Origin of the sequence: Flammeovirga sp. SJP92 (assembly GCF_001583495.1) — a bacterium.
Lineage (GTDB): Bacteria > Bacteroidota > Bacteroidia > Cytophagales > Flammeovirgaceae > Flammeovirga.
This window is the reverse complement of record NZ_LQAQ01000015.1, coordinates 373,306-394,913: the sequence shown is the minus strand read 5'-3', so window position 1 is coordinate 394,913 and position 21,608 is coordinate 373,306. Positions and strand designations below refer to the sequence as shown.

The 21,608-nt window shown below is 34.3% G+C and carries 12 protein-coding genes; 6 read left to right on the top strand and 6 right to left on the bottom strand.

Annotated elements, in window-relative coordinates; genetic code table 11:
- Positions 1 to 444: 444 nt before the first annotated feature.
- A complete protein-coding gene (locus AVL50_RS02890) occupies positions 445 to 1,872 on the bottom strand; it encodes a DUF5723 family protein (protein ID WP_062614968.1) in 1,428 nt (475 codons plus the stop codon).
- The gene (locus AVL50_RS02885; protein WP_157491117.1) at positions 1,862 to 3,463 is read right to left on the bottom strand and encodes a hypothetical protein; all 1,602 of its coding nucleotides are present in this window, start codon (positions 3,461 to 3,463) and stop codon (positions 1,862 to 1,864) included. Before AVL50_RS02885 ends, AVL50_RS02890 begins: the two co-directional genes overlap by 11 nt.
- 241 nt (positions 3,464 to 3,704) lie before the next feature.
- Between AVL50_RS02885 and AVL50_RS02880 the strand changes: the two genes are divergently transcribed.
- The 3 genes from AVL50_RS02880 to AVL50_RS02870 all read left to right on the top strand — a co-directional run bounded on the left by AVL50_RS02880 (position 3,705) and on the right by AVL50_RS02870 (position 7,006).
- Entirely contained in the window at positions 3,705 to 4,127 is a 423-nt protein-coding gene (locus tag AVL50_RS02880) for a helix-turn-helix domain-containing protein (RefSeq protein ID WP_157491116.1), read from the top strand.
- A 171-nt stretch (positions 4,128 to 4,298) separates the two neighbouring features.
- Positions 4,299 to 6,224 (top strand): acetate--CoA ligase, encoded by a 1,926-nt coding sequence (gene acs, locus AVL50_RS02875; protein ID WP_062614966.1) that lies wholly within the window; start codon positions 4,299 to 4,301, stop codon positions 6,222 to 6,224.
- 95 nt (positions 6,225 to 6,319) lie between these two features.
- A complete protein-coding gene (locus tag AVL50_RS02870) occupies positions 6,320 to 7,006 on the top strand; it encodes a hypothetical protein (protein WP_062614965.1) in 687 nt (228 codons plus the stop codon).
- A gap of 47 nt (positions 7,007 to 7,053) precedes the next feature.
- Here AVL50_RS02870 and AVL50_RS02865 read toward each other — a convergent pair whose 3' ends face one another.
- The 3 genes from AVL50_RS02865 to AVL50_RS02855 form a co-directional block, all read right to left on the bottom strand.
- Positions 7,054 to 10,884, bottom strand: coding sequence for a DUF3859 domain-containing protein (locus tag AVL50_RS02865; protein WP_062614964.1), 3,831 nt, complete (start codon positions 10,882 to 10,884; stop codon positions 7,054 to 7,056).
- Between the two features lie 90 nt (positions 10,885 to 10,974).
- On the bottom strand, positions 10,975 to 11,421 hold the full coding sequence (locus AVL50_RS02860) for a hypothetical protein (protein WP_062614963.1): 447 nt from the start codon (positions 11,419 to 11,421) through the stop codon (positions 10,975 to 10,977).
- A gap of 8 nt (positions 11,422 to 11,429) precedes the next feature.
- Complete coding sequence (locus AVL50_RS02855; RefSeq protein ID WP_062614962.1) at positions 11,430 to 15,581, bottom strand: DUF3859 domain-containing protein; 4,152 nt, start codon at positions 15,579 to 15,581, stop codon at positions 11,430 to 11,432.
- A 427-nt stretch (positions 15,582 to 16,008) separates the two neighbouring features.
- On the opposite strand from AVL50_RS02855, the gene AVL50_RS02850 reads away from it, so the two are divergent.
- The 3 genes from AVL50_RS02850 (at position 16,009) to AVL50_RS02840 (ending at position 20,263) form a co-directional block, all read left to right on the top strand.
- Positions 16,009 to 17,853, top strand: coding sequence for a histidine kinase (locus AVL50_RS02850; RefSeq protein ID WP_062614961.1), 1,845 nt, complete (start codon positions 16,009 to 16,011; stop codon positions 17,851 to 17,853).
- Positions 17,854 to 17,858: 5 nt separating this feature from the next.
- A complete protein-coding gene (locus AVL50_RS02845) occupies positions 17,859 to 18,593 on the top strand; it encodes a LytTR family DNA-binding domain-containing protein (RefSeq protein ID WP_062614960.1) in 735 nt (244 codons plus the stop codon).
- Between the two features lie 134 nt (positions 18,594 to 18,727).
- A complete protein-coding gene (locus AVL50_RS02840) occupies positions 18,728 to 20,263 on the top strand; it encodes a hypothetical protein (RefSeq protein ID WP_062614959.1) in 1,536 nt (511 codons plus the stop codon).
- Positions 20,264 to 20,379: 116 nt separating this feature from the next.
- Here AVL50_RS02840 and AVL50_RS02835 read toward each other — a convergent pair whose 3' ends face one another.
- Positions 20,380 to 21,603 (bottom strand): VWA domain-containing protein, encoded by a 1,224-nt coding sequence (locus AVL50_RS02835; protein ID WP_216639003.1) that lies wholly within the window; start codon positions 21,601 to 21,603, stop codon positions 20,380 to 20,382.
- Positions 21,604 to 21,608: the final 5 nt, after the last annotated feature.

Sequence of the window (21,608 nt, the reverse complement as noted above, 5' to 3'; positions counted from 1 at the left end):
TGCTCCATAATGACGCACTTTTATGATTTACTACACTGTAAACTAAGTTTTCGAATATTTATGGTATTTAGAAATTAGGAGATTTCTGATGATCTGTAGGACACAAATGATGCTAACGCTTAACATTCACACTAGTGGGCTTTCTACCATTTTTAGTTTGGTAGTGCTTCCCCCGGCCTTGAAGGGAAAAGCGTTAAGAATTCCATATATTGAGCCGTTAAAAATGATTTTCTTGTTTGAGCATCTCAAAACGACATAGTTTTGATCGAGTTTAAAATCATTTAGGCGAGAGGAGTGGAATTTAGCTTTTGACTTCTAAGCCTAGATTTTTTGCTTCGTTTTTCATCAATGGAAAAATGAAGAGGAAGTAAGCTTGGAAGTAGGACATAAAAAGCTTGCAGAAAAATCGATTGAAAGTTGACGATAATTTAGTTTACAGAGTATTTACCTTTCCCATTCCATAATTTGACTAGCTCGAGTTTGCCTTTTGTTGAGGTAGTTTTGCTTTACATAACCGAAATTAAGGTTGACACCAAATCGAATGCCAAGAGATTGAGAGTCTTTCCAGTTTGTAATATTTTTAACCAAATCATCTGAAATAGCATATACTTTTATTCCTGGAAACCCAATAGATATAGCACCACCAATGCGGGAAATTCCACTTTTATCTGCAGTGTAATTCAATCCCAATCCTAAGAAATCTGCAAATCTTTTATTCATGCTGAAAGAGACTCTAGGGTTGAAATAATTTTCTATATAGCTAAAACCCGCAGTACAACCCACAATAAATTTATGCCCCAAATCTATACTTGCTGCTACGTTCGTATACATTGGAAGTGTGGTGGTGTATGTTCCTCCCTCACTATTTTCCAATTCATGGAAATCAAATAGTTTAACTAAAGAGTCGTATTGAGGATTGGGCTCATCAAAGTTTTCGCTGTTGAAAACATCTTGGGGGTTCGACCCAGTAAGCACCACAGTGTTATAGTTCTCAGCCCCAAGCTTATAATCTTGTCTGGAGTTACTCCAAATGATCTGACCGATATTGGTGGCAGTCAATTCAAGTAAAACTCTATCGGTTAATTGATACGTTAATCCAAAGTCAAAAGCAAAACCATTACCGGCGCCTCCTGCTAAATAAGAACCCAGTTCGGCAGTGGAGATATTTTTATCTGATGTCAATAGCTTATTAAAACCAGCAGTTCTGATAGGTGTATCTCCCATTGAAACAGTGATGGGGTAGTTGGCTGCATCTTCAGTTTGCAAAGTGATTTTAGCATCCTGCATACTGATGTTCATCAGGCCCGAAAGGTATTTGGCATTGACACCAAAAGTCCACCGGTCTTTGATATTATAATTAAAACCAAAACCATATTCTCTGTAATGACTTAGATTGAAAGAAGGAGCAACATTGAATTCTTTATTAAGGTTATCAGGATGGGCAGTACCTTTGGCAAAGAGTTCTCCTACATCCTCTTTAATTTGCATTACACTTGAAATTCGTTCTCTGACAAATAAGCTAAAACTGATTTTATCTGAAGTAATCGTTAGCCCCACAAGATCCACTACAGCAGTAGATTCCATTATATTTTGATCTTGCAGTTTTTCAAATAATTTTTCTAAATCAACATTGGTCCCATCCAAATCTTCTGTAAATATGTTATTGTAAGAGAAGGTAGTAGATTCTGCATTCATGTAGACTGAAGGCAAAATTATAGAGGTTTTATAAACACTTTTATGGGCAGGGTTGAGCTGTAAAGACTGAGGCATGTCTTTCATAAAATAAAGCATAGTTTCCTGCTGTCCAAAACAGACCAAAGTGCTTAAAAGCAAGCCTATTAAAAAAATATATTTCTTACAATTATAAGTCATCAGGCGATAGAGTTACTGAAGCAAAAATACCTGCTTTAATCAATAATTTTTGTCCAGGGACAAAAGGAACAACTTTCCCGTTAGGAGTACTGAACCTTCCTTCTACATAAAGATAGTTGGCTTTGAGGATTCTTTGTGCATCTTCTTGCGTAATTCTGAAAGCACTTTGTATGGTGGTCGGGTTGACAACATTGTCATTTTCATCCAATTCTGCAGCTTTCATAAATACAAAATCATTCTGATTTATTTCAGAACTCAAATCAATCTGAAACGGAGCTTCATCTTCCATGCTTTCTTTAGTATAAATCGATAAAACACCATCCATAGGAAAATGATTTTCGAGTTCTAGGCGAATGGATGCAGAGTCTAACGCTGAAATACTTTCTTGAAAATCCTGTTGTCTGACTATTGTAGTTGAAAAAGCTACATTATCCATACCAATTTCAAATGGTATCTTGAGTATAAATTGCTCTTTGATATAGGAGTCTGATTCAATATAATAATCAGTTCCCCTCTTCATCTTGATTTGAAGTTGACCATTCATAATCAGTTTATTAGGTTTAAGCGTTAATGCCGCTTCAGGCTTCAAAACCGATAAAGTGTCTATTTTCTCATTGAATTCATTTCTAGGTCTGCCTATTTGAGAAGAAGTGAAAATGATGGGTGTCAGTGCACTATCAATTGAACTTTGTGCAAACACTTCAATATTACCTGCAAAAATATCTAAACCAAATGTGTTGTAAGAAATAACGTCCAATTGAAAATCCGATAATGTAACCCCCCCATTTTCAAGGGAATTGTCAAAAATACTGATATTCATAAAACGCTCATTGATTGGAATATCAAGGTCCACATCTGCATAAGGAGTAAAATGCAAGCCACCCACTTCTTTAATATGAATGCCTTGATCAGGCGATGGATCTATCTGATAAGGAGCATTTTTACCTCTGATTATATTTCTAAAACGTAATGCTGTTTTTAGATTATCTGAACTATGCACAACAGCATTTCTGATGTTCAGTTTTAATTCATTGCTGACATTGGGTTGAATAAAGTATTCTGCTTTTTCAATGATGGTGGTATCCTTGTCATTGAATTGAATCAATTCCATGGTGAATGTAGTGGCAGTGAGTGCTTTATTGATAAAAGAGGCCTTGAATTCTCCAGTTGCAACTGTTATGGTATTGACTTCAAAAAAAGGATTGACAGTAGTGACGGGCACCATGATCTCTTTTTGAATAATGATGTTTTCAAATGAATTAAGAAGAGGAACGGCAAGGCTCGTTTGAAGTTTAAAATACTCATCGTTTAATATTTCTGTCCCCGTTACGAGAGGAGTTACGGTGTCTTTTTGGGCCTGTGTGTTCCAAGATCTATACTCTAGATACCACGGAACTTCATCAGTATTAAGGTGAGTACGGTCAGCTCTTGACAGTAAATCCTGTAATTCTACATTTCCATCCAGTAAAGGAACTGCGACAGATTTAGATTCTAAGGGTTTAACACCAACGTCGTTAAAATCATTGGGATCAAAACCACAAGACATGCACAGTACAATGAACAGTAACTTTATTAGTTGAGTTAACTTCATATTTAAAAAGTAATTGAATTGTAAAATTAAGCTTTTTTTAGAGTTGTGCTATTTTTAATCTAAAAATCCCATCAATTGTAAATGCTTCTGTGTAAAGTGTGATCTCGTTTAAAAATGTTAAAAACTTAGAAAAAGTGTATTTATTACATGAATATTGGTAATTAAGTATATATATGCTAATTAAGTATACTTTATTGTACTATTCTATTTATCAGAAATACAGAAGTACTTATTCATTTTTATGACAATATCAGAATTATCCTGTCCGAAATGTGAAAGTAATAGCTTTATAAAGAGTGGCTTTGTGAAAGGAAAGCAACGTTATAAATGCAAGAACTGTCACTATAATTTTTCCGTTGCCAAAAAAGGAAGGGAGGTAGAACGGAAGTATGTGATCAAAGCATTGCAATTGTATTTAGAAGGGGTGAGTTATAGAGAGATTGAAAGAATTTTAGGGGTTAGTCATGTCTCAGTGATGAACTGGGTGAAGAAATATAATATTCCGCGTTTGGAAACCGATGCCTACGCACCTTCTTATCAATTGATGAATCACAGTGAATTATTGACCTATATTATCAATAGGGAAAATCTGAAAACATCTTCCTCCGTCATCACACAAGTGGGAGATAAGTATATGGTCATCTCATGGCAAATGAAAAAATAACTATACTAAATTAGCGTAAGTATAGTTAAATCTCTTTTTTTTATTTCTCAGTCTCTATATTCAAATTCGAAAACTTCAGTAATATTTTAAACACTTAAGACTTTAATAGTAATGTATTTAAGCTGAATTGATGCTTGATACACCGTCTATTACTCAAACTTTACGACACTAATGATTAGCAGAATTAACAACTTGGAAGACTACGCTGTAGCCTATAGACGCAGTGTGAGCGAACCTGAACGCTTTTGGTCAGAAGTAGCGGAACAATTTGTATGGAGAAAGAAATGGGACAAAACTGTCGAATTTGATTTCGATAATTACAATGTCAGTTGGTTTACAAATGGTAAACTCAACATCACCGAAAACTGCTTGGACCGTCACTTACTTTCTAGAGGTGACAAGACAGCCATTCATTGGGTAGCCAATGATCCTCATGAAAAAGACAGAATTTTCTCTTATCGTGAACTGCACGAACAAGTATGTCTTTTTGCCAATGTTTTAAAGAGAAATGGCGTAGGAAAAGGCGATAGAGTTTGTCTTTACATGCCGATGGTACCAGAACTGGCGATTGCTGTATTGGCATGTGCTAGAATCGGAGCCATTCACTCTGTAATTTTTGGAGGATTCTCGGCTCAAGCATTAGCAGACAGAATCAATGACGCTGGTGCAAAAATCTTGATCACAGCGGATCAAGGCCCTCGTGGTAACAAAGTAGTTGAATTGAAGAATATTGCAGATGAAGCTTTATTCCAATGTCCTGATGTGGACAAAGTAATTGTGTACCAACGTACGGGAGGTGACGTGAAAATGGATCCTGAACGTGATGTATATTGGCACGATGAAATCAAATCTGTACCAACAGTTTGTGATCCAGAAGTGATGGATTCAGAAGATCCTTTATTTATTCTATATACCTCAGGATCAACAGGAAAGCCTAAAGGTGTAGTGCACTCAACAGGTGGGTACATGGTTTACACTTGGTATTCATTCAGAAATGTATTCCAATACCAAGAAAATGATGTGTATTGGTGTACAGCAGATATCGGTTGGATTACAGGTCACTCTTATATTGTATACGGACCATTGTTGGAAGGAGCCACTTCAGTGATGTTTGAAGGTGTGCCGACTTTCCCTGATGCCGGACGTTTCTGGAGAGTAGTTGACCGTTTGAAAGTAAATATTTTCTACACAGCTCCAACAGCAATCAGAGCGTTGATGGCTCAAGGTTTGGAATATGTAGAGTTATATAAATTGGATAGCTTGAGAGTTTTAGGTACGGTAGGGGAACCTATCAACCGTGAAGCTTGGGAGTGGTATCACCAACATATTGGTAAAGGAAGATGCCCGATTGTGGATACTTGGTGGCAAACGGAAACGGGTGGCATCATGATATCACCTATAGCAGGCGTTATTCCGACCAAACCAACTTATGCAACTCTTCCATTACCAGGTATTCAACCTGTCTTGGTAGATGGTGAAGGTAATGAGATTGAAGGAAAAGGAGTGGAAGGAAACCTTTGTGTGAAATATCCTTGGCCTTCAATGTTGAGAACCACTTGGGGTGATCACGAACGTTGTAAGTCGACTTACTTCTCTACTTTCAAAGGATTATACTTTACAGGTGACGGTTGTCGTCGTGATGAGGATGGTTACTACAGAATTCTTGGTCGTGTGGATGATGTAATGAACGTATCAGGTCACAGATTAGGAACTGCAGAAGTAGAAAATGCCATCAACATGCACAATGCAGTGGTAGAATCTGCAGTAGTGGGTTATCCACATGATATCAAAGGTCAAGGTATCTATGCTTATGTGGTTTGTGATTCTGCGGAATTGGAAGTGAGCACTATTTCAGAATTGAAAGAACAAATTCTAGAAGTGGTGATTGACAAAATCGGTAAGATTGCAAGACCAGATAAAGTACAAATCGTAAGAGGTTTACCAAAGACAAGGTCGGGTAAAATCATGCGTCGTATTTTAAGAAAAGTTGCTGAAGGTCAGACTGACAACTTCGGTGATACTTCTACTTTATTAGATCCTTCAATTGTGGAAGCAATTAAAGAGGGTGTGGTAAAGGATGATGCAGTTAAGGTGTAATTAACACAAGACGAATATATAATTTAAAGGATCGAACGGTTAAATGTTCGATCCTTTTTTTTATGTTTTTACCCTTTTCTAAGTAACTTACTTCCATGAAAACTAAATTAATTACAACGGTACTTTTATTGATTTCTTCTTTCACTTTGGGACAAAATACCATTGTGATTCAGTATGACTCTCTCTATTCTAATGATTTTTTTGACCCTATGATATGGAAACTGATTGGAGGAGAAACTGTCTCAGGTCATGACTTTAAATTTGAATCTAACAGTAATTTTGAAGGTGATTTTCCTGCAACTTATCATTCTGCTACATTAAACTCAACAATTAAAAACTTACAATTTGCATCCGTTTTTAATGATACAATCTCTGTTGCTTATCATAGTAATCTTCATGAAATGAATTTTACTGCTATGAAATATTTTTATAAACCTATAGAAGAGAATACCTTTTTAAGCGATAAAATCCAACATGTCGATACAATAAACATACATATAAGAGTAACGGGGTGTTTTCATTCAAGTGAAAAGGGGATAGGGTTAGTAATCGATTTTGAAAATGATACCATATTGAAGATTGACCGTAAAAAGCAAACCGAAAGACAAGTCTCAATAAACCTATTAAAGTCTATCAAATATATCGAGAAACATAAAGGGGATAATTGTGGAAGTACTTCCTCACAAACTATCTATTTAGAGCTAAATCATGAAATTTTAACCATAAGATGTGATGTTTGTGAAGAGAAGTTTGAGAAGGTATTAGCTGAAATTATAAATTAAACAGTGGTTCAATGAATAAGCTTTCCATCAAACCACTGAAATAAGTTTTACACTATTACCTTAAAACTCTTCCTCACCAACAAATTCCCCTCTTCATCAAAAGCACTCATTTTATATTCCCCTGCAATCAGTTCCTCTTCACTTTCAAAATGCCATCCTAAGAAAATATTAGAATTGCTTAATCCGTTTTGCCTCCATGAAGATTGAGTGTAGGAAATTGCTCCATTCTCATCTTTAATTGGATGATCAATGCGAACCATATGCTGACAAACCTTTGGAGCTTTATCATGATTTTTTACTGTAAAACGTAGACCGATATACTGATTGATTTTAGCTGATATTTGGTCAGTTTCTTCTAATAGAACTGGTTCATTAGCTATTTTACGTTCTCCACCTTCATCAGTATTGCCTAGCATCTTATAGATCCCAAAATCCACAATAACGTATTCAATGACCTTCTCTTTCAATTGATATTTTTCAATCAACATTTTCACATGTTCTTTGATTTTAGCAGAGCTACTATTTTCCAAAGAAATGATATATTGATAGTACTTTGGAAGGTGGGCCATGATGGAAAGCATAGGGATTTTAATCTCTGTTTTTTCACTTTCTATTAATGGAGCACCATCTGTTTCTTTGAATATCTGTAGATAAATATTCGGATTGGAGAGTTTGGTTTGAGATAAAAAGTATCTGAAAATGGTTGAATAATCTACCTTACTTATTTCTAGTAATTCGAAGTATTCTTGAGGTGATTTTTTTAAGTTAAGAACTAAAGCCTCCTCAGAAATACAGCCTAGTAAGTAGAGTACCCTTTTTTGTAAAGCATCAGGGAGATGATCAAAAAGGTCTTTAATTGAAGTTTCAGAATAATCATCCTCTTGATTAAATCTCCATTTATCGATTCCATATTGACTAATCAGTTCCACTTTTTCTTTGTCACCGCCGTAAAGTAAAAATGACTTGATGCTGTTTCTCCAAATCTCTTTATAATTGAATCTCATGTCAGAAGATAGTAATTCCTTTAGATAATCGGCAGGGCAATTTTGATCTATGATAATACAATGCGTGTGAGCATAATAAATATTCTCTTGATCAAACCCTTGTTGCAATAACGATAACACTCGCTCACCATAAATAGGCGTTAATTTTTCTCCATTTTTTTGAAGAATAATGTAACGCCACCCCTTGATCTTCCATAATTCCTCTTGGGCTTCTTTTGGGTTAAGCTCATCCTCATGTTCGACTTTGATATCTTTAATAATGGTTTGTAACAACTCCTTATGATGTTGCCAAGTGTCCCATTTGATGTATTCACAAAAGATTTTTTCACCTTCAAGTCTATTCTTTAGATAAATAGGGTTGTCCTCGAAGATAAACTCCTTTCGAAGTTTGCGATCAAAGTATTCTACAATCGACTTTTTATAATTCACCTCTAAGGGAGCGACTCCTACTACCTTCTTTGCTTCAGCTAATAATTTGTTTTGAAGTCTAAAAGGTAGTTTTTGAATACCTTTAGTAAGGCTAGATTGATTGGGTGTACACTCACATTTTACACTGAATGCCATGTTTCTTGTACCCTGCCAAATGCACAACATTTCCTTGTACTCAATGCTATCTTCAGGGTTTGAAGTATGGTAAAATTGTTCCATTGCATAACCCCAATACCCTTCTTCTGTAAGACCAAATTGGAGCAATAAATCGAGCATATTCAAAAACTGCTGAGGAGTGTCGTATCGATAGGGATGTTCTTTATAAACCTTATCTAGGAAATGAACTGTTTTTACTGGGGCAATTTGAAAAGCTGATTTTAATACAAAACGTAAAGCCTTAATTTGATGGATTTCTTTTTCATTAAAAATATAATGAATAGCCACTAATAACTTTTGCGTTTTATCAGAAAAATTATCCATCCATTCAATATGAGGTTGCTCTTTTGAAATAGGGCTGTCTTCCTCTGTTTTTAGATGTTTCTCTAACAATTGAAAAGTCTCAATACCTAAATTTTCAGATTTTAAATGATCTATAAAAAGGTGATAATCATTTGCTAAAACTTCATATTCCAATCTTTGTTTTTCTTGATAGTAATCTGGTGCTTTTTGAACTACCCCTTTTTTAATAATCAAATCAGAGAATGTCATAGATCGAATTAAATCACTCACTACTGAATCATATAAGTGCTTTTTAATGAAATCAATAGCATTTATAGTCAAAGCATCTTGATATTTCTTTTTTCTGTCATTATGAACTAAATAAGAGGCAAGCACTAATACTTCTACATTGCCATAACTTTTGTGTGAGCGACTTTTTTTCTGATGAAATAAAGATTGATTTAAAAGTGAAATTGCCTCTTGACGATTTTCTTCGATTAATAAATAACCTTTCTCAAGTTGTTCCCTTGTAACAGTACTTGAATAGCCACCAAATTCATTTAATACAAACTCTAGTTCTGAAAACCAATGCGCTTTGTATCTCGATTGAAACTCTGAATCAGAACAAATCTGATGCTTTGCTAAAATTGTTTGTGTATCATTTTCAAAAGGCTTTCTATTTAACCATCTAAAAATAAGATCTAAGAGTCGAAGAGCCATTTGTTTTTCAGCGTTTTTGATGTTTCCTTCTTTTGTCCAATGAATAAAGTGAGCCTTTAAAACTCGATCAAGGTCTTCATATAAATCACCATTACTATGAATGTATTCTTGCTCAAACAGTAAGATCAAATCAGCATCATGAGCATCGATTTTTTGATACAGATCAATTGCTTCAACTTCAGAAAAATTAAACACCTGCTCACCCGTTTTGATGTAGTTCCAAATTTGTATTCCATTAGAAAAGGAGTCTAGAATAAAAGGTTTCCAGCATCCTTCTAAATCGGTTTTAGGTGCACGTTTTTCTTTGATGGATTGAATGTAGGCTACATATTCTTTGTGACTAGGGACAATAGGTTGCTGATTGACATCTTCGATGTATTTTGTGATTTCATCAATTTCCTCTCTCGCTGATTTATGGATAAAAGTGTGCTCTAGGTATTCTATTTCATCGAAATCATCTCCCTCTTCAGGATGATGAACCATGAGGAGTTCAATGACGATTTCCTTAATTGGATTTTCAATATAATAGCGTTCATCATCAGTATGTTGTAAAAAGGGAAGAGTTTTAAATCTTTCTGCTAATGTCTTTTTGAAAAAATCATAAGAGGAAGGATCATTTCTGAAATGAGTAATTAAATCGAAATGACAATCCACTTTTTCAAAAGAATAACCATAGATGTCAAATCCTAGCATCACCTTTCTTGCAGAACTGTTGTCACAGTAACAGTAAGCTTTGATGGTATCTGAATTAATGCCGAATTGATCACTCCATGAAGAAAGTGATTCAAGTGAATCAGGCATATGTTCATCATCCCAATAAGGAATAAAAAAGCTTCCCAACAGATAACCGTATTTTGGATAAACTGACGCAAATAGCATCAACCATTCTAAAGCAAAAGGCTCTTCACAATTGATCCACATTTCAGAAGAATCATTCGTTTCCCTTGAGAAAGTCACTACATCTTCTGCTACAGATTTTACAACTTCTTCAAGTTCCGGAAATCGTAATGCATTGGCAAAGAATAGTGTCTCGGTCAACATTGAATCTTCTAAGTTTTCAGTTGTTGTATCGTACTTTGACTTTACAAGTTTATTCAATTTGGCATGCTCCGCAAATACGTCTTTTGTAATTGCTTCTGAAGGTTTGAATTGAATCACACAATAGTCGTCCCTAAATCCTCTTTTTGAAAGGACCAAGTTTGCATATTTTTTTGATGCCTCAATGATAGATTCAATATCATTTGGGTTATAATCTAGGACATATTTTGCCTCGTATTCTTCGTACATTTTGATGGAGTAATAATTTGAGGCGTAGAGAAATAAGCCTCATGATTAGAATTTAATTATTTGTTGGATGTCTTCTAAAAATCTCTCGATTTAATAGGTCCTACATTCCATATCTTCTTTACAATCCTCACTAACTCTCAAACCCTGAAGTGCTTCTTCTGATATAAAAAAGCTGTAAAGATCACTTTCATTACGAAAGAAATGGATTTCGTTTAGTTCAGGTTTTCCTTCAAGAATAAAAGTGTTTTCATCAGAACCATCAGATTGTAAATTGTCTTCAGAAAGATTGAAATTCATATAAGCATGGCTTACTTTATCCACAATATCTCCATCTCTATCTTCCACTTTTGCAGGGGTGAGTTCGCAACCGACATAGAAGTGAATATTCTGCTTTAACCTTCCATAATCAAATACAAAAAGATTAATGTATGGAGTGAAATTGATCAACATTTCAGGTTCACAACCAAACATTCTTTGCGTTGCATCATCATAGAAATTGGACCAGTTCTCTTTATTTATTTTGATTAATTTTCTCATTTCGATGTTTAGTTTGATGTTACCACTTCCAGTTTTTCTAGGATTTCCGAACCAATGATTTCTTGTAGTTCATCTCTGATCACTTTCTTAAATATTAAATTGGAAGTTTGATTTTCAATAGTGAAAATGAGTGTGTTTTGATGAACTTCCGTTTCCTCCGAACCGAAATAAATAGTGGGTTTTATAAGGTAATAAGGAATCGATTTGCCATCTGAAGTATTGATGAGGGCAGGGATGAAGAAACATCCAAATGGATGATGCTTACCAATTGCTTTTGCTACTTTTTCAGAAACCAAAACATAATCACAAATAATGATATTGTTAAGGTCACTTTCTGAAACTCCATAACCATCAAATTCAACAGCTTTATTAGGTACAATGGGTTGATTATTTCTTAATAGTTGCTCTCCTTCCTCTATTACAATTCCTTCTGTTTTTGGACTACAGAAAGTGTAGTAACCATCACTTTGCTCTTCCTCATTATGAACTTGTTTAAGTTGAGTAAGCACTTCAGATTCTATTAAAAATGACTTTTCAGCGATAAGATTTCTTCGCCAATCATAGATTTTAAAACTATACTCACCAGAGATTAATTCATCTGCAGTCTCAAAAGTCCAACCTGCAAAAATTGCTTGTCCATTTTTCCCTTGTTGTGTCCATTCACTGCGTTCCGATGTTTTGGCACCATCTTTTATAATTGGATGTTGAACATATACAGTGTGATTTATAATATCTCTATCATCATTTTTGCCGACGACAAAACGAAGACCAAATGTAGTTCCTATGATAGCAACAATCTTATCAGTTTGATTCTGAAGATTTATTTCAGAAGCACAATAATCGTATACCCCAAAGTCATAGAGGTTTTCGCATTCTTCTTCAACAGGTTCTTGCACCTTGAGTTTTTGAAGAATATGACGAGCTTTGTCTTTAATTTTTCTAGAAGAATCATCTTTGAAAAGACCTATAAGCTGTTCTGCACCTGATTGGTCTTTAAAATGATCAATCAGACTATTCTTCCTAGATTTATTCAATTCAGAAACGACATCATCTAATTCACCTCTTCTTCCAAGTTTCCCTAGATAATTACCATAAGCTTTTTCCTCCTGATCAATACAGTATTTTATCAAACGAATTTTATCAGCACCTAACGAGAAAACTCTATTAATATAGTAGGCATGTGCTTGCTCTTTTATTTCATCATCTTTAAAGTCAAGATCAATGATATCTTTGAATTTAAGCTGTCCTTCTCTGACTAACTTTTCTTTATAACCTCTTTCTAAACCATTAAACAAAATGGAGAAAGAGGCAGAAGTGCCATTCGATAATAATTTGATCAAACGATCTTGTTTACTTTCGCGAAGTCCCCAGAAAAATTGTTCAAAAGAATAAGATTTATAGCTATCCACATAAGTATGAAATCTCTTGCCTTTAATTTTTGACCAGAAAAGAGGAGCAAAAGTATCGTAATCCAAATTGCCTTCTATGTAGTCTATCATTTTTGCGACCATATCAGCAATGCCCTCTTTGGAATCGTCTTTCCAGTTTAATGTAAAAAAAACATGTAGATAATCATGAAATAAACTTTCCGTTTCCTTGTCAAAATTATACCCCTCATCAGAAGCTGACAGATCACGATGGAATTGAACTACATTAATATCATCTGCAGATTTCAAGCCCTCTTTCAATTGTTCCACTCTGTAATGAAGCATATCAAACATTGCATCGTTTTTATCCATTTGCTGGACCAGCTTAAATGTATTGATCCAAGGTAAATATCTTTTGAGATCTTTTACTGTTCCTTTTCCATAACTATTCTGAGATTTGACGATTTCAAATGCAAATAGGAGAGAGTCGGGAACGCCTACTTCAGAGAGAGATTGGAAGAACGCTTTTTCTTTTTGAGGAGATTCAAATTCCAAATCACCATAAGAGGAAGAAGCAGTTTTAAGTATTTTATTCAATACCCAAAAAGGTGAAAGTGCCAACATCAAATTCCAAAATCTTTTGGCTCTTGGATCATCTTTAGAGTATGAAAGTGTTTGAGCCCAGAAAGAGAAAATTAGAACCTTTGATATATTGTCATCGAATCTTAAAATGTAATAGCTTCTTTGCGTTTTTGAAAAATGATGTACTCTAGCTCCATTATACTCTTCTTCATAAGGAACAAGTGTATCATTTAAGAGCGCCATCATTTCCTCTTGACTTAGTAGAGGAGTATCTATAGCAGTGATATAATTGTTGATTTTCTCTTTGGTGTCTTCAGAAATAAGATCTGAAAAACGGTCTCTTTCAGTAAAAATAGAAGCTACTTTTTCCCACTGAAATGCCTGTAAATATTCTTTTAGTTGTAAGGTGTATTGATCTTCGATTCCATTTTGCTCATCCATTTTTAGCATATAGCTGGCAAGGGCTATATCACCTGCATTATGCTTACCTAAATGATCGGTATTATAACATCCTCTTGATGTAGAAAGACAATAATCTAGTTTTTTTAATAGATCAGTATCGATTGAATCTCTGTCATATGGAGTGGAAAACTCTTCCACAATAGAGGCCATTTGTTTCACCAAAAGGGGAGGTAATTTGCCATTTTCTGCATAATTTTCCTCGCTATATCGATCATAAAACTCTGCGGTGGAGAGACAATACTCTTCCTTATCTTCAATGATACGTTCACATACATCATCTACAAAAGTGGGTTTACCCAACAACACATAGAAGACATCCAACACTCTGATTAGTTGCTGATATCTTACTTCACCTCTATGTTCAGGTAGTGGATTGAAAGCTTGAGGGATGTCATCTGCGTAAAGAGATTCATCATTAAATAATGTAAGGTCATCAATGATTTCTCGTAGACAATGATCCATTTCATCCACCAACCCTTTGTTTTTATTCATTGGGTTGCAATCATCATCAAGATCTACACCAGGGAGGTGATAACTGATCTTGTGATAAAGTGCAGGACTACTTTCTAATGCTAACCCCATCACATCCACTTTGTCCAATGAATTAATAAGCTCCGCATTCTCTCCATTCTCCACGTACTGCCATATTTGAGCACCATATTCTAAGGCCATCACAAATGCCCTAAAATCCATAATGCCTTCACCTGGAGTATAGGTGTCTTTGTCAGTATATTGTCTTGCCTCTTTTTCTAGTTCTCCCTCACCATCCAATCGCATTAATGGCTGGTCGGTACTATTAAGGATGGAATTGTAAAGATCGGTAGCTTCGTTTTCTATTGTATCAGAAATAAAGAATTCAGAGATAAATTCATCCTCCTCATCATGGATAGCATCTACACTTCCATTTAATGTATAATAAAGGCTTAGTACGGGATTCTCACTATCGTCTTCCCCTTTATAGTACAGCATAGGTTCATCTAATAACCTCTCTTTTATACTTTCTTTGAACCAAGCATATTCTTCTGGATTTTCTTTTAAGAAATGAAACAAAGTAGGATTTTCATCTTGTGGGAGGTTGCCATGATAATACCCTATTCTCATCATTCCAGCCCTGAAATTAGGGTTGTCACAATACAAATAGGCTTTGATTAATGGGCGAATCCAACCGTGTTGCTTCACTAATTCAAAGAGATAGCAATCATAATCACAAGTATAGCGTTCATCCCAATACGGAATAAGGTATTGAGCAAGTATATAAGCATAATTGATGTCATTACAGGTTAATATATACAAGGCAACAGCACCATAAGCACTAGAATTGTAGGTCCACATGGACTCACTATTGTTATAATGACGACTGATTTCAGCAATTCCTTTTGCTGTTTTGATAACCTCTTCTTTAAGTTCTTCGTGTTCCAAAGCAAGAGAAAATAATAGAGGTTCAGAGAGAAGTGAAGCTTCAAAGTCATCTCTATAAGAGTCCTCTTGTTTCATTTGATCAAAAGAAGGGCTTCGTACAGCAAAGGCTTTTTTAAAGGTTTCAAAATCCTTAATATCTGATGTTTTCAGGTTTCTTGGTTCATCACCAGAATCTTCCATAAATTTCACATCCATTTCCATGTGAAATCCTTTATTCGAGATAGCCGTTCGGTTATTTAATACTACTTGATATTTCTGTAGAGCATTTTTGATTGATGCAACGTTATCTTTCTGTAGGTAGATAACTTGGTTTTTGGTGTATTCTCCCACTGTAATTTATTTTTTCAGATGTTATTTATTTAATGTGGGAGTGAATTTATAATGTTATGTGCAAGTGTTGAATTATAATTGATAAGTGTATTTTAAAAATTGATAAGTGCGTTGAAGACCTAATTAATGTTAGTAGAAAAAGCTTTTGGATGTATTTAAATATTTAGAAATAATGAAAGTTTAATCTAGTTGAGTTTTCAATAAGACATGTCTATTAAAAAATAGAAGTTGTATCTCTTTTTTTGATCTGTGATAGCTAAGAATGAATACCTTTTCAATCAAATACCTACTTTTTCCGCCATAATAATGCACTTAATAAAGTCTAATGTCAATAACTCATAACATATTTTTTAATCAAAAATAAGCCTGTGATATTAGTTGATGAAGTACAACTAACTACAGATACGATTGAAGATCTAAATTATATATGAGAATTTTTTTAACTGTATTGCAAATGTGTTTTGTATTGAGTCTCTCAGGACAAACACTAAGTGATTCTCAATTTGATACACTAAATGATTTAATCCGTAAAGGATCAGCTGATGGAACTGTCGTTCATAAAATTGACAGTCTATTTAAAAATAATGAGAATACAGAACGTGATAAAGCAAGATTGTATTATTTAAAGGCAATCTATTATGCTGATATTGAAAATTCACATGAAGCAATTATACTTTTCAAAAAGTCACTTAATTATTTTATAAAAGAGGGAGACTTGACTTTTGAAGCGAGGATACGTTTGGGCTTGTCAAGAATTTATGCTGATGATAATCTTTTTGTAGAGTCTTGTACGGAGCTTTTCAAAGCAAGAAAAAATGCAATTGAAGTGGATGATAAAGTGCTGACCGCTAAAATCATTGAAAGTCTTGCCCATTTATATTATAAAAAGGGAGATTTGACACATGCTTTAATTGAATTGGAAAAAATTATTCCTTATTATGTGGAGTTTGATGATAGTGTGAAACTCTCTAGAGTGTGTAATAACCTAGCTGTATTGTATAAAAACCAAGGCGCTTATCAAAAAGCAATAGCTTATAATGTGCGGTCGCTAGAGTATGGAATTTCTTACAGTAATAAGTGGGAGATCTCTCAGTCTTATAATAATATCGGGACCAATTACCTCAATATGTTTTTAGAGACGGATAGTTTGTATTATGCAGATATTGCAATTTGGTATTATAATAAATCCGCAAAATTAAAAAAACTATATCCTCACAAATGGAATAATGCACTGGCGAACTTGGAAGAAGTTTACAATGCGATGGGGGAGGGAGATCTTGCAGTGAAGTATGATAAGGAATTAATAAAGCATACTTACAATTCTCCCAAATACATGAAAGTGATCTATGAGAAGAGTTTGAAATATGCTATTCAGAACAAGCAGACAAAGAAAGCTTTAATGTATTATTCTAAGTTGGATTCTGTAGAAAATATTCTGAAAGAAAAGATTTCCTATGATTTCGAACAGATGTTGAATACACAAGACCAACTTTTTAAATCGGAAAGAGAGAAAGAGAAAATCAAGCAAGAAGAAGAGGAAAAGCGATTAGAGGCTGAAAGAGAATTTGAGAGAATTATTCTAACACTAACGGCGGTTACTGTCATAGTCGTAATTTTATTTTTACTGTTCCTGCTTTATTACAAGAATATTCAGCATAAAAATGAGCAAGAACGTACTCAGTTAAAAAATACAATATTGAGGAATCAGATGAATCCACATTTCATTTTCAATGTACTTACTGCAATACAAAATACATTATTTGATAATGACCCTTTGACTACTTCTTCGTATATCTCACGTTTTTCAAAGTTGATTAGGCAAAATTTTGATTTGACACATAAAGAAAAAATCACCTTGTCAGAGGATTTGAGTGCGTTGACCAATTATATAGAAACGCAACGGATTCGTTTTGGACATAAATTTAATTATAGAATATCAGTAGAAGAGCAAGTGGATTTAGAGTATTCAGAAATACCTCCAATGATGCTACAGCCACTTTGTGAAAATGCCATTGAACACGGACTTCGTAAGATCAAAAAAGATGGTTTTCTAGAAGTGAAAGTGACTAAAAATGAGGGGAAATTATATTTTGAAGTCATTGATAATGGCATTGGTCTTCAGGGAGTTTCTGACGATAAAAAAGAACATTCGCTTTCTGTATTAAAAGCTCGATTGGCCATTATGGGTAATGGTGATGAACATACACTTTCAATTAATAATAGAGATGACAGCACTGGAGCTGTTGTCAGCTTTTCACTCACACTAAACTAAATGATATGTATAAGATAGTGATCATAGAAGATGAGTTTAACGCTCAAGAGGCATTAAGTAAGATGCTCAAACTACTTTATCAATCTATTGAAATTATAGGAATCTTTCCTTCCATCCATGAGGGGGGTGCTTTCTTAAATCAAAATAAAGATGTGGATCTTATCTTTTTAGATGTTGAGCTTGAAGATGGGAATAGTTTTGAGCTGTTGAACCAGTTGTCTTCCATTCATTTTAAAATTATTTTTACCACTGGATTGGAAAATTATGCTATTGATGCCATCAAGCGAAATGCCGTAGATTACTTATTAAAACCAATTGACCCAAATGAATTAAAAATTGCAGTAGATAAAGCTTTTGTTCAAATTGAAGAACAGAAAAAAGCAACAGCCATTATCTCTCAGTTTGAAGAAGAACAGAAGGAAAAGGAGCAAAAAATCATTGTAAAAACGGCTGATAATACTCATTTCATAGAAGTCAATAGCATTATTCTCTTTGAGTCAGAAGGAGCGTATACCAAGATTGTTTGCCTAGATCAAACCATTCTGGCTTCAAAGCATTTGAAGTATTTTGAGAACATTGAAGAACTAAATGCCTTTATTAGAGTACATCATTCTTTTTTAATAAATCCATCACATGTAATCAATATTTCCAAAACAGGAATAAGCTTGACAGAGGGGTATATGGCAAAAGTTTCGACTAGAAAATACTCACAAGTAGTCCAACAATTGAAAACAACTTAATTTCAATAGAAAGCGTATTTGATCATTTATTAATTATACCTCTGCATTTATCAATTGGTTTTGGGATATAAATATAGAACTGTCAATTTCGAATCATCAACTAAACACAAACAGATTCTATTTAAATATAAATTATGATCAACAGATACTTTTTATTGATTTTTTTATTCCTATCAGCTATAAATACTAATGCGAAAAATAATCCAAGTCAGCTGTTAAACAATATTCCATCAGAAGGTTTATCATTCTTATTTTATTATGATGCAAACCGCCTTCTTGAACAAGAATATTTGAAAGATGTATTCTCGTCTGATTTTAAAGAAATTTTTGAAATTAGCAAAGAAGCAGTCGTCTTTGTACAAGATGTTGATGCTTATTGTGGTTTGACAATACGTTTTAAGTTAAATGAAGGAGTCGATTTTAATAAGATTCATGAAGTGATAGAATCTTCTAAATTGCAGGTGAGTAGTACGAAAGGAAACTTTATTTACTTAAAAGAAGAACAGAATTCTCAATTTGGTTATGTAATGAAAGGGGAAGAATATCTTATTGTAAAGATTTTTTACAATAAAGGTATCATTGATAAAAAATACAGTGAGCAGTCTTATGAAGTTTATCAAGAGTTTAGATTAAATAAAATCACTTATGATGAGTATTCTACGGTAAGAGATTCACTTCATGCTTTAGATGAAGTAAACATTGTACCTTATTTCAATAAACTGATTGCTAACGATGAAAAAGTAATTTCAGAGCAGAAAGTATTTAAGAAGCAGGCACAGATTCCAAGTGATTTATCAGGTTCACCTTTTATTCTCCATTTTAATGAAAAAACCTTTTTTTCTTTAATCACAATCATAGGGTATGACAATTCAGTATTCGACTTTATACTTAAACCAAAATCCAATGACTTTTTTGAAATTTTAGAGCAGTTTCAAAAGTTTCATTTATATGAAACATCTTGGATTGGATGTGATTTTGAAAAAAATAAATTGTCAATTGTCAGTGTGACTTCTTCAAAAGAGGAACCTAAGAAAGTAGGGATTGACATGGATTTAGTACAATATATGCCAGAGCAAGTGTCAAGTTTTATATGTTACGGGGCGGATTTGGGTATGTTTAGAGATAAAATAATGGATCATATCAATTACGATGTTGATAGAACTTTATCAGAGATGAAGCTAGGCTTTTTGATGCTGGATGATGACTTTCTTAACTTTTTCCAATCAGGGATGATAGCTTTTGATATGGAACCTAATAGTCTTGATCAAGAATTCATACTTAAGGCAGCTTTTAAAATGCCAAATGAGAAAAAAGGGAAGCAGTTATTGAAGTTGTTGAGTGAATTTGATTATATCCAAAAGGTTGATGAAAGCCAAGAAGATTACCTTATTACTTATTCAGGTTTAAATGATACAACCTATTTAGTGATTGAAGGAAATGTTTGGATTTTCGGTACTCAAACACCTAGACAATTGAGAAAGAAAAGTAAGAAAATGTTGAAGAAGAACCCTGAACTTTCAGGTAGCAAAACAACATTAGTAGCAAAACTTCAAGGTGATATTATGGGGCGTGATATTGGAATCGGTGAAATTTATTCTAAATCAGATTTTCTCGATAAGAAGACCATAAGAAACATCATTACAGTCGAAATCAATAAAGAAATATTATAGTGTGTATAGTTTGCCTATTTTGAGATTTACCTAATTGTATTAGCCCATTAACATAAACTACAGAAGCCACCCTATTTTGAGGTGGCTTCTTGTTTTTTATACAAGGGTATTGAAATTTATTGAAGTACAATGTCGTGTTCTGAAGCCCAAGTTTTAATGTCATTTTTCTGTATTGCTGACGCCATCATATCAGGGAACAAATCTGGAGTGCAGGCAAAAACAGGAATGTTGTTATTGGCAAAAAATGTGGCGTTTTGTTTATCGTACCAAGGAGTGCCATTGTCATCTAAAGCTAAAAGGCAAATTACTTGAACACCTGATTCTACTAGTGATAAAGCACGTTTTTTCATTTGTTGCAGATCTCCACCCTCACATAAGTCAGTGACTAAAACCAAAATTGTATCATCCGGTTTTTCGACTAATGTTTCACAGTACTGTAGTGCTTTATTGATGTCTGTACCTCCGCCTAATTGCACGCCAAAAAGTAAATCAACAGGGTCTTCTAATTCTTCAGTCAAGTCAGCGATCTGAGTGTCAAATACCACCATTTTGGTTTTTACATTTGGAAGAGAAGCCATCACAGCTCCGAAAATGCCAGAGTAAATCACGGATTCACCCATTGAACCACTTTGGTCAAGACATAAGATGATGTCTTTTAAAGAGCGTTTTGATTTCTTTCCATAACCCACTTTCACTTCAGGAATGATCGTTTTGTATTCCGGCTGATAGTGCTTCAAGTTCTTTTTGATAGTAGCCGACCAGTTGATTTCATTGTGTCTTGGTCTGAAACTTCTAGCACTTTTATCCAAAGCACCTGATAAACTAGCAATGGTCTTCTGCTCCAATTTATCCATCAGCTCATCCACTACTTTTTTGACCACCATTCTAGCGGTTTCTTTGGTTTTTTCAGGAATCAATTTGCCCATTTCCATTAAGGAAGCCACTAAATGAACATCAGCTTCCGCCTTTTCTAAAATCTCAGGCTCCATGATCATTTTTTCTTTCAGACGCTCATTTTTCATCGCATCTGCCTGCATGACATTCACCACAGACTGAGGGAAATATTTTCGGATGTCACCCAACCACCTCGCAATAGAAGGAGTACCTTTTCCTCTTCCTCCTTTACTGCTTTTCTTTTTTCCATCAGGACCATAATCAAAACTTCCTTTGCGTTCAAATTCATACAACGCACTCAAAGTTTGATCTAATTCAGTAAGTTCTTCAGATAATTGGTGACCTGTGCCATCAGCATCTTCACCACCTAACATCAATCTCCATCTTTCCAAGTTCTGTTGCTTGCTTTCGGGAGTTTCCATTACTATATCATTATTTTGATTCATGTTTT